We start from the raw sequence: 16,232 nt of genomic DNA, 5'->3' as shown, positions 1-16,232 counted from the left end.
CGGCGCGCTCCCTTTTCATCTTTCAAAAATACTCGCGTCCCGCTGCCCGGCAGGCGGCTTTGCCGCCGAGAGGGGAGGCAGCGCCGTCAGGCGCTTCAGACCCGCATCGGCATGACGACGTAAACGGCGCTTTCGTCGTTGCCTTCGCGCATCAGGGTCGGATCGCCGGAGGAGTTGAACATGAACACGGCGTTTTCGCGGTCCACCTGGTTGGCAATCTCCAGCAGGTACTTGGCGTTAAAGCCGATCTCCAGCCGCTCGTCATTGTAGGCGACCGCCAGCTCTTCCTCGGCGGCACCGCTGTCGGGCGCGTTGACCGACAGGATCAGCCGGTCCTCTTCCAGCTGCAGCTTCACCGCGCGGGAGCGTTCGGAGGAGACGGTGGCAACCCGGTCCACCGCCTGGGCAAACTCGGCTGCATCCACCTCCAGGCGGCGGGTGTTGCCGGCCGGGATCACGCGGGTGTAATCCGGGAAGGTGCCGTCGATCACCTTGGAGGTCAGGGTGATGTTCGGGGTCGCAAAGCGCACCTTGGTTTCCGAGACAGACACCGCGATGTCCATGTCATCCTCGTCCAGCAGCTTGCGCAGCTCGCCCACGGTCTTGCGCGGCACGATCACGCCGGGCATGTCCTCGGCGCCCAGCGGCAGCTCCGCGTCGATGCGGGCCAGGCGGTGGCCGTCGGTGGCCACGGCGCGCAACGCCTTGCCGCCTTCGGCGCCATTGGCAACATGCAGGTAGACGCCGTTCAGGTAATAGCGGGTCTCTTCGGTGGAGATTGCGAATTTCGACTTGTCGAACAGGCGGCGCAGCACTGCGGCCTTGGCGGCGAAATTCGAGTGGTATTCGGACGATGCCATCACCGGGAAATCCTCCCGCGGCAGGGTCGCCAGCGAGAAGTTGGAGCGCCCGGCCTCAACCGCCAGACGCCCGGTTGCAGCATCAGCCGTCAGGGTGACCAGCGCGCCGTCGGGCAGCTTGCGGACAATCTCGTGCAGGGTGGTCGCGGCGACGGTGGTGGCGCCGGCGCGTTCCACCTGGGCGGGGGCCTTGTCGACCACCTCGATGTCCAGGTCGGTGGCGCGGAACTGGACGCTGTCGCCCTCGGCTTCGATCAGCACATTCGCCAGAATCGGAATGGTGTTGCGGCGCTCGACCACAGACTGCGCCTGGGCCACAGCCTTGAGAAGCGTGCCGCGTTCGATGCTGATCTTCATATCCCAAATCCTCTTCGTCAGGCCCGTGTCAACGGCCGGGACAAGCAACCTACCTGTTTACCCCTGCCGTACAAGGCTTTTTATGGATTTCTCCAAGGGATTTCCGGCGGGGTCAAGAGGCGGCGGACGGCCAGACGGCGAAACCCCGGAAAGCGTTGCAGCGGAACCCGCCAGGTTCCCGTGAGGCAGCCGCAAAAAACGCCCCGGCGCTGGGACCGGGGCGTAGCAGACGCTGGTGAAACCGCCGGAGAGCTCTAGGCCTTCACCCGCTCCGATTTCGGATCGTACATCGGTTTCAGCGCGGCCTCGGCCGCCACCCTCACGCCGCAGACATCTATTTCGTAGGTCGAGCCCAGCACGTCCGCTGCGCTTTCGCCCTCGCACGGGACATAGCCCATGCCGATCGCAGCGCCCAGCGTGTGGCCGTAGTTGCCGGAGCTGAGGTAGCCCACGTATTTGCCGTCGCGGATGATCGGTTCGTTGTGAAACAAGAGCGGCTCGGGGTCGGTCAGCTTGAACTGAACCATGCGGGCCTTGGGGCCGGTTTCCTTGCGCTCCAGCACCGCCGCCTTGCCGATGAAGTCATCCTTGCCGGTGGCGACCGCAAAGCCCAGGCCCGCGTCGATCACATTGTCCTCGCAAGTGATGTCGTGGCCGAAGTGGCGGAAGCCCTTCTCGATCCGGCAGCTGTCCATCATGTGCATCCCGCAGAGCTTCAGCCCCATGTCCTGGCCGGCCTCCCAGAGGGTTTCGAACGCGTGGCCGGACATCTCAGCCGGGATGTAGATCTCCCAGCCCAGTTCCCCCACATAAGTCACCCGGTGGACGCGGGCGAGGCCCATACCCAGCTCAATCTCCTGCGCGGTGCCAAAGGGGTTCGCTTCGTTGGAGAAATCATTGGGCGAGACTTTCTGCAACAGCTTGCGCGCGTTCGGCCCCATCACGGCCAACACACCCTCGCCTGCGGTCACATCGGTGAGCACGACGTTGAAACCGCCCTTGTTGCGCATCATCCAGGTCTGGTCAGCGAGGCGGGTCACAGCCGGGGTCACCACCAGATATGCGGTCTCAGACAGGCGGGTGACGGTCACATCCGCCTCGATGCTGCCGCGCGGGTTCAGGAACTGGGTGTAGACGATCTTGCCCGCGGGGACCGAGACATTGGCGCCGCAGATGTAGTTCAGGAACTTCTCCGCATCCGGGCCTTCGACGCGGATCTTGCCGAAGGAGGACATGTCGTACATGCCGACATTCTCCCGCACGGCGCGGTGTTCGGCGGCAGAGTTCTCGAACCAGTTCTGGCGCTTCCAGCTGTACTGGTATTGCCGCTCCTGGCCCGCGTTTGCGAACCAGTTGGCGCGCTCCCAGCCGCCGATCTCGCCGAAGACGGCGCCCTGTTCTTTCAGATGATAGTGGAACGGGGTGCGGCGCACGCCGCGGGCGGTCGCCTTCTGGCGGTAGGGGAAGTGGTCGGCGTAAAGCAGGCCCAGCGTCTCTTTCGAGCGCTCGAACAGGTAATGCTTGTTGCCCTGGAACGGGTGCATCCGGGAGATGTCCACATCGCCGAGGTCAAACGGCTTCTGGCCGTCTTCCATCCACTGCGCCAGCGCCATGCCGGCACCGCCTGCGGACTGGATGCCGATCGAGTTGAAGCCTGCGGCAACCCAGAAATTGTCCATCTCCGGCGCCAGGCCTAGGTGGTAGGCATCATCCGGCGTGAAAGATTCCGGGCCGTTGAAGAAGGTGTGAATGCCCGCCTCCGCCAGCATCGGCATCCGGTTGCAGGCGGCTTCCAGGATCGGCTCGAAGTGGTCAAAGTCCTCGGGCAGCTGGTCGAATTCAAAACTGTCCGGGATGCCGTTCATCGCCCAGGGTTTGGCGTTCGGTTCAAACGCGCCCAAGAGGATCTTGCCCGCGTCTTCCTTGTAGTAAGCGCATTCATCCGGCACCCGCAGCACCGGCATCTGCGTCAAACCTTCGATGCCTTCGGTCACGATGTAGAAGTGTTCGCAAGCGTGCAGCGGCACGTTGACGCCTGCCATGCGGCCGACCTCATGCCCCCACATGCCGGCGCAGTTCACCACCATGTCGCATTCGATATGGCCCTGCGCTCCGCCATCGTCGCTGACCCAGTCCACACCGGTGACGCGGCGGCCCTGTTTGGCGATGCCGGTGACCTTGATGCGCTCCTTGACCAGCGCGCCGCGCTGGCGGGCGCCCTTGGCCAGGGCCAATGCGATGTTGGCCGGATCCGCCTGCCCGTCGGTCGGCAGCCAGACGCCGCCGGTCACGCCGTCCAGATTGATGTGCTCGTAGCGCTCCTTCACTTCCTTGGGCGACAGCTCCTCCACCGGCACGCCAAAGGCGCGCGCCATGGCGGCGTTGCGGTAGAGCTCCTCAAGCCGCTCATGGGTCAGAGCCGCCGACACCGACCCCACCTGGCGCATGCCGGTGGCGACGCCGGTTTCCGCCTCAAGCCCCAGGTACAGCTCTGCCGAATAGCGGGCGAGCTTGGTCATGTTGGAGGACGCGCGCAGCTGGCCGATCAGGCCCGCGGCATGCCATGTGGTGCCGGAGGTCAGCTGCTTGCGCTCCAGCAGCACCACATCTTTCCAGCCGAGCTTGGTCAGGTGATAAGCCACCGAGCAGCCGATCACGCCGCCGCCGATGATGACCACGCGGGCCTTGTTGGGAAGATCGCTCATGTCATCGCTCCACAATCAGTCTCTGGCCGATTTATCACGGACAGGCGGCGCAAAATGCATCAAAAACGTCAGACTCCCGGTGCTATTCTCCGGCCTTCAGGATATTTTCCGATCCGTCCTCCCCCAGCCTGCGGCGCTTGCGCAAGGCAAAGGGGGTGATGCCGAAGAAGCTTTTGTAGAGGCTGGAAAACCCGTTCGGAAAACCGCAGGCGAGGCCGATTTCGCGCACGCTCATGGTGGTGTTGAGCAGGAGGTTGTTGGCCTTGGACAGGCGCATTTCGCGGTAGAAACCGTTGGGGGTGGTGCCGAGGAACGTCCTGAATTTGCGCTCCAGCGAGCGGGTGGAGATGCCCAGCTCATCGACGATATCGCTGATTGGCACCGGTTCTTCGATATTGTCCTGCATGATGCGGATGCAGTGGTCCAGGTCGCTGTCGCCGGTGATCGTCGGCCTGGCGCCGGCAAAGGGCTGCAGCGAGGAGAAATCGCGCACCTGTTCATGCAGCATGATGTTGCCCACGGTCATCTGGGCGGCGGCGGAGGTGAGCCGCCCGACCAGCGCCAGGATGATATCCACGGTCGATCCCATGCCGGCGCAGGTCACCACCAGCCCGTCCTCGCTGGCCAGCGCGTGGCTGGAATCATTCAGCCCCATCCGTTCGCGCAGCAAAGCGGAGTTTTCCCAATGGGTGGTGAGCCGCCCGGATGCGCCGCCCTGGTCGCGGATATACCGCGCCGCAGCCTCGGCCAGCAGGTAGATCTTGATGCCGCGGCAGGTATAGCTGGAGATCACCCGGCCCAGGCTGAGGCCCGGATGATCCGGGTCGGAGTTGCCAAGGAAGAAGGCGAAATCGGCGTCCGGCTTGGCCGCAAAAGGTTCGGTATCGAGGCTAAGGCCCGCGCGGCAGCCGACGCGGCCGCCCTGCAGCGAGCGCACTTTCCATCTGAACGGCGGCTGGGCAAGCACCCGGTTGGCGATCCTGAGCACCTCAAGTATTGCCGCCATTTCGACCAGGACAAAGCCTTCGGCCACGATGATGTCGATGGTCCAGACCCGGGCCGGATCCGCGGCTTTGGGTTTTTGCGGAGTTGCCATGCCAATCCCCCCTCCCCTGGGCAGAAGATGTCAGACGATCCGATGCCCGGCCGCACGCAGCTGGCGGGCCAGTTCGGCAATGTGATCCGGGCCGATTTCGCAGCAGCCGCCAACGATGGTGGCACCCTGGGCGACCCAGCCCATCGCAAAGGCCGCATAAGCTTCGGGCCCCAGATCCCGGCGCTGCTCCAGCGCGTCCACGGTCGGCGCATCCTTCAGGAAGTCCTCGGAGATCCGGGTGAAGCCGTTGGCATAGGCCCCAAACGGCTTGCCGAAGCCTTTGATGATGTCCAGCCCGCTGCCAATAACCTCAGGCCGCGAACAGTTGAGCAGGACCGCATCGGGCTGGAACTCCCCGGCCAGCGGCGCAAGCGCTGCCAGCGGCTCTCCGGACCGCAGAAGGGTGCCGTCGCCGTCCTGCACGGATGCGGCCAGCCAAACCGGCTTGCCGGTGCCCGCGCAGCCCAGCAGCGCGCCTTTGGCCTGCTCAACGGAAGAAACGGTTTCGATCAGGAACAGGTCTGCCTGCGGCTCCAGCAACTGAACGATTTCTGCGTAAACAGGTGCGGCCTCCCCATGCGGCGGGCAGATGTCCGGGCGGTAGGAGGCAATCAGCGGCCCCAGCGCAGCAGCGATGCGCCCCGAGCCATGCGCATCCCGGGCAGCCGTCGCCTGTGCCGCGGCTTTCTCCAGCAGCTCTTCAAAATGGTTCTCGATACCGGCGCGCCTGAGACGGTCGCGCAGCACGGCATAGGTGTTCATCGTGGCAATCGTGGCCCCGGCCGCGAAATAGCTGGCATGAACCCCGCCCACCACATCCGGCCGTTCGATCATCACCGAAGTGGACCACAAGGGCGTTGCCCGGTCGCCGGAGCGTTTGACAACCTCCTGCCCGATCGAGCCGTCCAGAAGCGTGATTTCAGCCATACCGAACCGTCCTTATTACCGGTGCCAAACGCCGCCAGGATACAGAAACCGGTCCGGCGGCGCGGGCTGTCTTGCAATGCGGCACCAGCCCGGGCAGATCGCGGCCCGGGCTGGTGCCCTTAGATCAGGCGCGCAGGCGCGCGTTCGCAGGGTCCCACAGCGGTTCGTCCTTCTGAACAACCGCACGGTATTTCTCGCCGTAGATCTCGACCTCCAGCCCGGTTCCCGGCACCGCCAGATCGGCGCGCACCATGCCCAGCGCGATGGAGGCATTCACACGGTAGCCCCAGTCCCCGGAGGTGGTTTCGCCCACAATCTCCCCGTCCTTCCAGATGCAGGACATGTAGGGCGCATCCGCCTCGCCCGCGTCGACAATCAGGGTGACAAAGGATTTCTTCACCCCGCGCTGCTTTTCGGCCTGGATCGCGGCCTTGCCCGGGAAATCCTGCGGTTTGTCCAGCTTGACGAACCGCTCCAGCCCGCCTTCGAGCAGCGAGTAGTCGGTGGACAGGTCGCCCTTCCAGGTGCGGTAGCCCTTTTCGATGCGCAGGGAGTTCAGCGCGTACATGCCAAACGGCTTGGCGCCGCCCGCCAGCAGGGCCTCGTAAATCTCCGGCTGATGCGCGTTGGCGCAATGGACCTCCCAGCCCAGCTCGCCCGCAAAGGACACCCGCGCCAGGAAGGCGGGCTTACCCGCGACGGCGGCTTCCTGATGGGTCAGCCAGCCCAGCGACAGATCGGCATCAGAGATGCCCGCCAGCAGCTCCCGCGATTTCGGGCCAGTGACGATCATGGTTGCAAATCCGGTGGTGCGGTCGGTCAGGGTCAGACCCTCGGGCAGCGCCTTTTTCAGGATCTCGAAGTCATGCCACTGGGCCGACCCTGCGGTGATCAGGGTGAAGTGATCCTCGCCGTGACGGATGCAGGACATCTCGGTCAGGATGCGGCCGCGATTGTCCGAGAAATAGACCAGGTTCATCCGGCCCGCCTTGGGCAGACCGCCGGTGATCATGCCGCGCAGAAACCCGGCTGCGCCTTCGCCCTCCAGGTTGAAGCGGGAGAAGCCCGGCAGGTCCAGAACGCCAACACCGTCGCGGACCGCTTCGCATTCCTCCTTGATCCGCTGCTGCCACGGACCGGAGCGGCCCCAGGTCTGGGTCGCTTCCTCGGAGGTGTCGTCACCGTCCTTCGCAAACCAGTTGGCGCGCTCCCAGCCGTTGTAGGCGCCCATCTGGCCGCCCAGTTCCTTGATCCTGGCGTGAACCTGGCTCACCTTCTTGTCCCGCGCAGCGGGCCATTCGTGGTGCGGGAAGTGCATGGCGTATTCGTTGCCGTAAACCTCCATGCCTTTCTTGTTGCAGTAGTCCTGGTCGGTATAGTCGGTGTAGCGGCGCGGATCGACCGCCCACATGTCCCATTCGGTCTGGCCATCTGCGATCCATTCCGCCAGCACCTTGCCGGCACCGCCGCCCTGGGCAATGCCGAAGGTAAACACGCAGGCCTCGAACGCGTTGTCCACACCCGGCATCGGGCCGAGCAGCGGCAGCCCGTCGGGGGCATAGGGGATCGGGCCATTGATCACGCTGGAGACGCCGGAGGACGCCATCAGCGGCACCCGCTCCATCGCGTCGGTCACGATATCCTCGATCCGGTCCAGATCGTCCGACCACAGCTGGAACGAAAAATCGTCCGGCATCCGGTCGTCCTCAGACATCCAATGGCCTTTGCAATTCGGCTCGTACGGGCCGAGGTTGTAGCCGTTCTTCTCCTGCCGCAGGTAATAGGACACGTCCACGTCGCGGATCAGCGGAAGCTTCTTGCCGGTCTTCTTGGTGTGCTCTTCGATCTCGGGGATCTGCTCGGTCAGCAGATACTGGTGGCTCATCACCATCATCGGCACGGTGCGGCCGCCATAGGGCTTGAACCACTCCCCGACACGCTGGGCATAATAACCGGCGGCGTTCACCACATAGTCACAGGCGATATCACCCTTCCCGGTGTGCACGATCCAGGTCTTGTCCTCCTTCTGGGTGACACCGGTTGCCGGGCAGAAACGGATGATCCTCGCGCCCATGTCGCGGGCACCCTTGGCCAGCGCCTGTGTCACCTGCGCCGGGTCGATGTCGCCATCAGACGGATCCCACAGCACCCCCTTCAGATCGTGGGTTTCCAGGAACGGATAGCGCTCCTTGGCCTGCTCAGGCGTCCAGATCTCCATCCCGATGCCCTGGTAGCGGCCCATCGAGCAGGCGCGCTCGAACTCCTGCATCCGTTCCTTGGTGTGGGCCAGACGGATCGAACCGGTCTGGTGGTAATTCATCGGATAATCGACTTCCTCGCCGAGACGGGCGTAGAGTTCGGTCGAATACCGCTGCATGTTCATGATCGACCAGGAGGTCGAGAACGTGGGGACGTTGCCCGCGGCGTGCCAGGTGGAGCCTGCCGTCAGCTCGTTCTTTTCCAGGAGCACACAGTCGGTCCAGCCCTTTTTGGCCAGGTGATAGAGTGCCGAACAGCCGACGACACCGCCGCCGATGATGACCACGCGGGCCTTGGATGGAAAATCGGACATGATTGCTCCCTGATGTCAGTCCTTTTGCGGCACGCCGTCCGCGATGTCGTAGTAATCGCCCTTGGAGGCGGTAAAGATGTGCTTTTCGATGCTGAGGCCGGTGGCCCCGTCGACAGCGCCCAAGGCGAAACTGGTGGTGTCTTCCCCCGTCCCCTTCCAGAACAGGAAAGAGCCGCAGCGCGGGCAGCTTCCGCGCCTGGCCTTCGGCGTTGCCGCAAACCAGCTCACCGGTCCGGTGATGGCGAGATCCGCGTCGCGCACTTGCGCAGAGGCCCAGATGCCGCCGGATTGTTTGCGGCACTGGCTGCAATGGCACATCGAGGCGCCCTGCGGCCGGGCCGCGGTCTCAAACCGGATGTCGCCGCACAGGCAGGATCCCTTGATCATCGTCTTCCTCCTAGTAAACCGGCGGTGCGATCACCCAGACCGCCACGGCGGGCTCGTCATAGGGGTTCGACCATTGATAAGGCTCATGCCGGATCCGGAAGCTGTCGCCGGGACCGACAGTAAAGCTGCGGCCGCCGATCAGCAGGTCCAGCCTGCCCGCGATCATGTAGCCGACCTCCTGCGTGGGCCGGTTGGCCGGTGTCTGCATCCGCGACTTGGGCCGGAAGGTGGAATGCACCATCTCGAAATCGTCGGTCAGGTCGGGGGACAAGAGTTCCTCGATCAGCCCCTCCTCGCCCGAGCCCATCGGACGGCGGGAGCCCGCACGCACGATGTACCCATGCTCATGCGCCGGGGCGCCGGAGTGGGCAAACAGCATCGACATCGGCACCCCCAGCGCCTCGGCAATCTGCCGCAGGTCGGAGATCGAAGGCTCGGACATGTCGCGTTCAACCTGGCTCAGCCAGCCGACGGACCGGTTCAGCACCGCGGCCACATCCGTCAGCGTCAGCCCGCGCGCCTTGCGCAAGGCCCGGATATCGGCCCCCAGTGTCGCTGCTGCCCGGGTCTGGTCGTTCACGGCCGCTCTCCCCGCTCGTGAAAAATTCCATTCTATTTTCACGATGACCTGAGTCTGTGAAATTTCCAAGCATTTTTTCACGGGAGGCTTCTCCCTTGAAAAAAGCCCGGCGCAACAAGGCGCCGGGCTCTTTCATCTTTCAAGAAATACTCTGGGGTGAGGCCGCCAGGCCGAGGGGCAAAGCCCCTGCACCCGAATCAGCTGCGGCCGAACACCTGCCGCAGGATTGCGGCCAGCTGGTCCGCGTCTTCCTGGGTGAAGGCATCGGGCTGGTCGCTGTCGATGTCGAACACCCCGATCAGCTCCCCGGCGCCGTTCCAGACCGGCAGCACCAATTCCGACCGGGTGGAAGAGGCACAGGCGATATGGCCGGGAAAGGCGTCCACATCGGGCACCAGCTGCACCTCGCCGCTGCGCGCAGCCGCACCGCAAACGCCGCGGGAGAACGGGATCTGCAGGCAGCCATGACCGCCCTGATAGGGGCCGATCTTCAACAGCTCCGGTGCCGCAACGCGGTAAAAGCCGGTCCAGTCGAACCGGCTGTCAGCGTGATGCACCTCGCAGACGACGGTGGCCATCAGCGCCACTTCATCCGTTTCGCCTTCGGTCAGCGACGCAATTGTCTTGGCCAGGGTTTCGTAATCGGCCCGCATGGGCTTGCTCTCCTTCAACGCAGCAGAGGGGGCTGTCTGCCCCCTCTTGACCTCGCGGTCAATTCACCCCCGAGAGTATTTTGCAAAGGTGAAGATCACACCCGCTCGATCGCAATCGCGGTGCCTTCGCCGCCGCCGATGCAGATGGCGGCCACGCCGCGCTTGAGGCCGCGCTTTTCCAATGCGTTCAGCAGGGTCACCATGATCCGCGCGCCGGAGGCGCCGATCGGATGGCCCAGCGCGCAGGCGCCGCCGTTCACATTCACCTTGTCGCGGGAGATGCCCATTTCGTGCATGAAGGCCATCGGCACAACGGCAAAGGCCTCGTTGACCTCCCACAGATCGACGTCCTCGACCTTCCAGCCGATGGATTTCAGCAGCTTCTGCGCGGCCGGAACCGGCGCGGTGGTGAACCAGCCCGGCGCCTGCGCATGGCTGGCGTGGCCCAGGATACGGGCGCGGACCTTCAGGCCCTGGGCCTCGGCAGCCTCAGCGGAGGCCAGCACCAGCGCCGCGGCACCATCCGAAATGGAGGAGGCATTGGCGGCGGTCACGGTGCCGTCCTTGCGGAACGCGGGTTTCAGCGTCGGGATCTTTTCCGGGCGCGCCGATTTCGGCTGCTCATCCGCATCCGTCACCACCTCGCCCTTGCGGGTTTTCACGGTCACGGCGGCGATTTCGCCGTCGAAGGCGCCGCTCGCCTGCGCTTCCAGCGCGTTGGACAGCGATTTCAGCGCGTATTCGTCCTGGGCTTCGCGGGTGAACTGGTACTTTTCGGCGCAGTCCTCGGCGAAGGTGCCCATCAGGCGGCCCTTGTCATAGGCATCTTCCAGCCCGTCCAGGAACATGTGGTCGATCACCTGGCCGTGGCCGATGCGGGCGCCGCCGCGCATTTTCGGCAGGATATAGGGGGCATTGGTCATGCTCTCCATGCCGCCGGCGATCATCGTGTCGGCGTGGCCCAGCGCAATCTGGTCAAAGGCGATCATCGCCGCCTTCATGCCGGAGCCGCACATTTTGTTGAGGGTGGTGGCTGGCACCTCTTCGCCCAGTCCCGCCGCAAACCCGGCCTGGCGCGCCGGCGCCTGGCCCTGGCCTGCGGGCAGAACACAGCCCATCAGCACTTCATCGACAGTGGCAGCGCCGGCCCCTTCGAGGGCCGCCCGGATGGCCGCGCCGCCAAGCTCCGAAGCCGTCACCCCGTCGTACATCCCCTGAAACCCGCCCATCGGCGTCCGGGCTGCTCCGGCGATAACAACATCTTTCATGCAATTTTCCTCCAATCGTCGAAATTATACCTACAGAAAAGTAAGCTTTGCGGTCTAGAGTGCATCCGAATAACGTTACATCCCGGGGGAAGAAATGAGCCTGACGACCACCATGACGGACGATGTCCAGATCGTCAAAGTCAATGCCGAACGTATTGACGCCGCCATGGCTATCCAATTCAAAGAAGACATGCGGACGGAGACCGACAGCGGAGCCAGCCGCGTGATTCTGGACCTGTCCGAAGTCCAGTTCATCGATTCCAGCGGGCTTGGCGCGATTGTGGCTGCCATGAAGCAGCTGGGCGGCAGCCGCAAGCTGGACCTCGCCGGGCTGACCCCGATGGTGGAGAAGGTTTTCCGGCTGACCCGGATGGACACGGTTTTCGACCTTTACGGTTCGCTGAGCGAAGCAACCGCGCCTGCTAACGCAAATTCCTGAAGACGATGCGCTGGCGGCGCAAAGCGAGAAATTGATGGTAAAAACCTTTGCCTGCTCGTTCACAGCCACAAACCTGGATGCCCGCCAGGGGATTCAGTCCGTGGTCAGCAAACTGCGGTCCCTGGGGGTTCCGGGGGCCCGCGTGGACGAGGTGCAAATTGCCCTGACCGAAGCCGTGAACAACGTGGTCGAACATGCCTATGAAGGCAGCCCCCCCGGCGATGTCCGGATCAGGGGGGAGCTGTTCCCGGAACGTCTGTGGATCAGCATTCAGGATGCCGGCAGCCCGTTCCCCAAGGGCGAGCTGCCCGAGGGCAAGCCCGCCGACGTCAGCGGACCCGCCGACAGCCTGCCCGAAGGCGGCTTTGGCTGGTTCCTGATCCGGGAGCTGGCAAGCCAGGTCCAGTATGAGCGCTCGGAGGGAAACAATAACCTGTCGCTCTGCTTTGAAATCCAGGTCACCAGCCCTTCTGCGAACTCCTGACCCGGATCCTGCACCTGTCCGCAGGCAGCCCGCCGGTTAGCTGCATTTTTAACGCTCCGCCACACCGGCGCCGCATTCCCGGCCAACCGCAGCCCAATACATATGCGAAACCTTACCTGTAGCTGAAACGAGCTTCCCCTGGTGCCGCGTATCCTAGCCCCCACCAGTGCACGGCACCGGGGATATTTCTTTCAGTCTGCGCTCCCGTTTTTTGACCCGTAACGTTCCGTCCCGCTGCACCGGGAAGGAAATCTTATTGCCTTCCCGCACCGCCTGCCTAGGCTCTGTCCGGCAGCAGCAAGGAGCCGGAGCATGCGCGACTTTCATCTTCCCGGGCGCTCAGCCGTTTTCGCAGGCAACGGCCTGTGCGCGACGTCGCACCCGCTGGCGGCCGGCGTCGCGGTGGATATCCTCAAGCGCGGCGGAAATGCGATGGATGCGGCGCTGGCCGGGGCTGTGCTGCTGGGCATTTGCGAGCCGCAGATGACCGGGATCGGCGGCGACTGCTTTGTGCTGTATTCGCGCCCGGGCCGCGGGGTTCAGGCGCTGAACGGGTCCGGCTGCGCGCCGGCGGCTGCCAGTGCCGGGGCCATGCGGGCACGGGGTTTGGACGCAGTGCCGCTGGGCAGCCCCGAGTCTGTTACCATCCCTTGCGCAATCGACGCCTTCTGCCGCCTTGCCGAACGCGAGGGCCGGCTGGGGCTCGATACGCTGCTTCAGCCCGCGATAGATTATGCCGACGAAGGCGTGCCGGTGGCTCCGCGCACGGCTTTCGATTGGAAGAATGGCGCCGCCACCCTGCAAGGCGCGGCCCGGCGCCACTACCTGCGGGACGGGCAGCCCCTGCGCAGCGGTGAGGTGTTCCGCGCGCCCGGTCAGGCCGAGGTGCTGCGCCGCATCGCCAAGCACGGGCGGGATGCGTTTTATACTGGCGAAGTGGCCGAGGATATGGTCCAGGCGCTGGCCGCAGCAGGCGGCGTTCACAAGCTGGAAGATTTTGCCGCCGCAACCAGTTTTGCAACACAGCCGGTAACCGGCCGTTACAAGGCACGCGAACTGGCCGAGCATCCGCCCAACGGCCAGGGCGCCACGGCGATCCTGCTGCTGAATATCCTCAAGCACTTTGACCTTGCGGGGATGGAGCCTTTCGGGGCCGAACGCGCGCATATCGAGGCCGAGGCCGCCAAGCTCGCCTATGATGCGCGCAACCGGTTTCTGGCCGATCCTGACCACACCTCGCGTCTGGCGCATATGCTGGCCCCGGAAACCGCTGCCAGCCTTGCCGCGCTGATCGATCCCAAACGCGCCATGCCCGCCGCCGCGCCGCTGAGCGAGGCTGTGCACAAGGATACGGTCTATATCACCGTGGTGGACAAGGACCGGATGGCAGTGTCGCTGATCTATTCTATTTTCCACGGCTTCGGGTCCGGCATCGCGTCGGAAAAGTTCGGCATCCTGCTGCAGAACCGCGGCGCGGGGTTTTCTCTGGAGGAAGGCCACCCGAACGAGTTTGGCCCCGGCAAACGGCCGATGCACACGATCATCCCCGCCATGCTGCAACAGGACGGAGAGGTGATCATGCCCTTTGGCGTGATGGGCGGCGGTTACCAGCCCGCGGGTCATGCCCGGCTTGTCTCGAACCTCTTGGATTTCGGCATGGATCTGCAATCCGCCATAGACGCCCCGCGCATCTTTGCAGACGGCGGCGTCCTGAAGGTCGAGCGCGGATATGCGGCACCGGTTCATCAGGCCCTTGCGGACCTGGGGCACCGCATAGAGGTCCCGGACACACCTCTGGGTGGGGCGCAGGCCATCAGGATCCATGCCTCAGGCGTTCTGGAAGGCGCCAGCGATCCGCGCAAGGACGGCTGTGCGCTGGGGTATTGACGGGCAGATCTGCCGCAGTTCCGGGCAGCGGCCCGGCAGGTGCGGCCCTCAGTTCAGCTGGTAATGCAGCGCATAGGCGCCGCCATCGAAAGTGCCGAACATCTCCGGCACGTCCGGGTGGCCGACCGGCTCGCCGGAATAATCCGCCACCAGGTTCTGCTCCGAGACATAGGCCACGTAGTAGCTTTGGTCATTCTCCGCCAGCAGATGATAGAAGGGCTGATCCTTCACCGGACGGCTGTCTTCGGGAATTGCTTCGTACCATTCTTCGGTGTTGGAGAATTCCGGATCGACGTCGAAAACCACCCCGCGGAAGGGGTGCTTCCGGTGGCGGACGACCTGCCCAAGGTTGTATTTCGCTCGTGTTCTCAACATGGTCATGTTAGCCCCCGTTCTTTGTAAATAGCGCGCGCGCGCAGCAATTGTCCAACTCTTGACGCAAATTTTCGGGGAAACAGATTGTGAACCTGGCTTTGACAGTGCTCGAAATCACCGCTCCGGTGTTCCTCCTCGCCTCTGCCGGGTTCGTCTGGGTAAAGCTCGGGTTTGAGTTCCGGACCCAGTTTGTCACCCGGCTGGCGATGACGCTGGCGGTGCCCTGCCTGATCTTCACCGCGCTGATGAACACCAGCCTGGACAAGGGCGCGCTGGGGACTTTTGTGCTGGCCGCGCTGGCAGGCCATGCGGTGATGGCGGCGGCGGGTGAAATCCTTTGCCGCTTCAGCGGGCTGGAGCGGCGGACCTATCTGGCGCCGTTCATCTTCGGTAACACCGGCAACCTGGGCATCCCGCTGGCGATGTTTGCCTTTGGCGAGGCCGGGCTTGGCTATGCCGTCGTCATGCTTGCGGTGTCTGCCGTCCTGTCCTTCACCTATGGCATCTACCTGGTGGCCGGGCACAGCGCGGGCAGCAAGGCCATCCGGGAGCCGATGGTCTGGGCCACGCTGCTGGGGGCGCTGTTTCTGTGGCAGGACTGGCACACGCCGCGCTTTCTGACCAACGCGCTGGAGCTGGCCGGGCAGATGGCGGTGCCGCTGATGCTGATTACGCTGGGCACCGCAGTCGCCCGGCTGACACCGGGGGAAACCGGCAAGGCGGTTGCGCTGTCGCTGGTGAAGTTTCTGGTGAGCGCCGCCGCAGGCTGGGGGCTGGCGGCGGCTTTCGGTCTGGACCCGGCTGCTTCTGGCGTGCTGATCCTGCAACTGGCCACCCCGGTCGCCGTCACCGCCTATCTGCTGGCGGAGAAATTCGAAGCCGATTCCAGCGCCGTGGCGGGTCTTGTTGTGGTCTCGACCCTGATGTCGGCGCTGCTGCTGCCGCTGTTGCTGAGCCAGGTGCTGGAAATTTGATTTTCACACCCGCCGCAATCCGCTAGAGTTGCCGAAAACATAGCCAATACAAAAATGGGCTGAGGCAATGAGCAGATTCCTGAGCGCCCTTGTTCTCCTGATGGCGGTTGCGTCATGCGGAGGGGGGCACAAAGCGCCGCCGCGCGACCTGGACAACGCGTGCAGCATCATCCAGCAGCGTCCTGAATACCTGAAAGCATTCCGCGCCACCCAGCGCCGCTGGGGCGTGCCGGTGCATGTGCAGATGGCCACCATCTATCACGAGAGCGGGTTCCGCGGCGATGCCCGCACACCGCACCAGTTCCTGCTGGGCGTGATCCCGGTCGGGCGGCAATCCAGCGCCTATGGCTACAGCCAGGCCCTGGACGGCACCTGGGACGATTACCGCCGCGACACCGGACGCCGCCGGGCCAAGCGCGACCGCATCAGCGATGCCACCGATTTCATGGGCTGGTACATGCGCAAGAGCTACGAGAAAAACGGCATCCCGCTGTATGACGCGCGCAACCAGTACCTGGCCTATCACGAAGGCCACTACGGCTATGCCCGCGGCAGCTACCGCTCCAAGTCCTGGCTGATGCGCGTTGCCGGACAGGTGGAGACCCGTGCCCAGACCTATCAGGCACAGCTCGCCACCTGCCGCAAGTTCCGCTGAGGCACATCAGGCG

Annotated in this window: 15 protein-coding genes; 5 read left to right on the top strand and 10 right to left on the bottom strand. The window is 64.2% G+C overall.

Annotated elements, in window-relative coordinates; translation table 11 throughout:
- Window positions 1-95: 95 nt before the first annotated feature.
- The 9 genes from dnaN to DAEP_RS0115805 all read right to left on the bottom strand — a co-directional run bounded on the left by dnaN (window position 96) and on the right by DAEP_RS0115805 (window position 11,405).
- Window positions 96-1,217 carry a DNA polymerase III subunit beta gene (gene dnaN / locus DAEP_RS0115845; RefSeq protein ID WP_008555993.1) on the bottom strand — a complete coding sequence of 374 codons (1,122 nt, stop codon included), beginning with the start codon at window positions 1,215-1,217 and terminating at the stop codon, window positions 96-98.
- 254 nt (window positions 1,218-1,471) lie between these two features.
- Window positions 1,472-3,922 (bottom strand): GcvT family protein, encoded by a 2,451-nt coding sequence (locus tag DAEP_RS0115840; protein WP_027245336.1) that lies wholly within the window; start codon window positions 3,920-3,922, stop codon window positions 1,472-1,474.
- A gap of 82 nt (window positions 3,923-4,004) precedes the next feature.
- On the bottom strand, window positions 4,005-5,018 hold the full coding sequence (locus DAEP_RS0115835; RefSeq protein ID WP_027245335.1) for a GlxA family transcriptional regulator: 1,014 nt from the start codon (window positions 5,016-5,018) through the stop codon (window positions 4,005-4,007).
- Between the two features lie 30 nt (window positions 5,019-5,048).
- Window positions 5,049-5,945, bottom strand: a complete 897-nt coding sequence (locus tag DAEP_RS0115830) for a homocysteine S-methyltransferase family protein (protein ID WP_027245334.1) — start codon at window positions 5,943-5,945, stop codon at window positions 5,049-5,051.
- A 124-nt stretch (window positions 5,946-6,069) separates the two neighbouring features.
- Window positions 6,070-8,517: a GcvT family protein gene (locus tag DAEP_RS0115825; protein ID WP_027245333.1), complete on the bottom strand. Its 2,448-nt coding sequence runs from the start codon at window positions 8,515-8,517 to the stop codon at window positions 6,070-6,072.
- Between the two features lie 15 nt (window positions 8,518-8,532).
- The gene (locus tag DAEP_RS0115820) at window positions 8,533-8,904 is read right to left on the bottom strand and encodes a GFA family protein (RefSeq protein ID WP_027245332.1); all 372 of its coding nucleotides are present in this window, start codon (window positions 8,902-8,904) and stop codon (window positions 8,533-8,535) included.
- Between the two features lie 10 nt (window positions 8,905-8,914).
- Window positions 8,915-9,484 (bottom strand): helix-turn-helix domain-containing protein, encoded by a 570-nt coding sequence (locus DAEP_RS0115815; protein WP_008553279.1) that lies wholly within the window; start codon window positions 9,482-9,484, stop codon window positions 8,915-8,917.
- A gap of 197 nt (window positions 9,485-9,681) precedes the next feature.
- Window positions 9,682-10,137: a GAF domain-containing protein gene (locus tag DAEP_RS0115810; protein WP_008557388.1), complete on the bottom strand. Its 456-nt coding sequence runs from the start codon at window positions 10,135-10,137 to the stop codon at window positions 9,682-9,684.
- Between the two features lie 95 nt (window positions 10,138-10,232).
- Complete coding sequence (locus DAEP_RS0115805) at window positions 10,233-11,405, bottom strand: thiolase family protein (protein ID WP_008557023.1); 1,173 nt, start codon at window positions 11,403-11,405, stop codon at window positions 10,233-10,235.
- A 94-nt stretch (window positions 11,406-11,499) separates the two neighbouring features.
- Between DAEP_RS0115805 and DAEP_RS0115800 the strand changes: the two genes are divergently transcribed.
- The 3 genes from DAEP_RS0115800 (at window position 11,500) to DAEP_RS0115790 (ending at window position 14,215) form a co-directional block, all read left to right on the top strand.
- Window positions 11,500-11,844 carry an STAS domain-containing protein gene (locus DAEP_RS0115800; protein WP_008556033.1) on the top strand — a complete coding sequence of 115 codons (345 nt, stop codon included), beginning with the start codon at window positions 11,500-11,502 and terminating at the stop codon, window positions 11,842-11,844.
- 34 nt (window positions 11,845-11,878) lie between these two features.
- Window positions 11,879-12,328 carry an ATP-binding protein gene (locus tag DAEP_RS0115795; RefSeq protein WP_027245331.1) on the top strand — a complete coding sequence of 150 codons (450 nt, stop codon included), beginning with the start codon at window positions 11,879-11,881 and terminating at the stop codon, window positions 12,326-12,328.
- Between the two features lie 312 nt (window positions 12,329-12,640).
- On the top strand, window positions 12,641-14,215 hold the full coding sequence (locus tag DAEP_RS0115790; RefSeq protein ID WP_027245330.1) for a gamma-glutamyltransferase family protein: 1,575 nt from the start codon (window positions 12,641-12,643) through the stop codon (window positions 14,213-14,215).
- Between the two features lie 48 nt (window positions 14,216-14,263).
- Here DAEP_RS0115790 and hspQ read toward each other — a convergent pair whose 3' ends face one another.
- Window positions 14,264-14,590: a heat shock protein HspQ gene (gene hspQ, locus DAEP_RS0115785; RefSeq protein WP_027245329.1), complete on the bottom strand. Its 327-nt coding sequence runs from the start codon at window positions 14,588-14,590 to the stop codon at window positions 14,264-14,266.
- Window positions 14,591-14,676: 86 nt separating this feature from the next.
- On the opposite strand from hspQ, the gene DAEP_RS0115780 reads away from it, so the two are divergent.
- Both DAEP_RS0115780 and DAEP_RS0115775 read left to right on the top strand, forming a co-directional pair.
- On the top strand, window positions 14,677-15,564 hold the full coding sequence (locus DAEP_RS0115780) for an AEC family transporter (protein WP_008556364.1): 888 nt from the start codon (window positions 14,677-14,679) through the stop codon (window positions 15,562-15,564).
- Window positions 15,565-15,631: 67 nt separating this feature from the next.
- Window positions 15,632-16,219 carry a transglycosylase SLT domain-containing protein gene (locus DAEP_RS0115775; RefSeq protein ID WP_027245328.1) on the top strand — a complete coding sequence of 196 codons (588 nt, stop codon included), beginning with the start codon at window positions 15,632-15,634 and terminating at the stop codon, window positions 16,217-16,219.
- Window positions 16,220-16,232: the final 13 nt, after the last annotated feature.

This window comes from Leisingera daeponensis DSM 23529, assembly GCF_000473145.1.
GTDB classification, from domain to species: domain Bacteria; phylum Pseudomonadota; class Alphaproteobacteria; order Rhodobacterales; family Rhodobacteraceae; genus Leisingera; species Leisingera daeponensis.
Note: the sequence above shows the minus strand (reverse complement) of the source record. Positions and strands in the feature narration are given on the sequence as shown.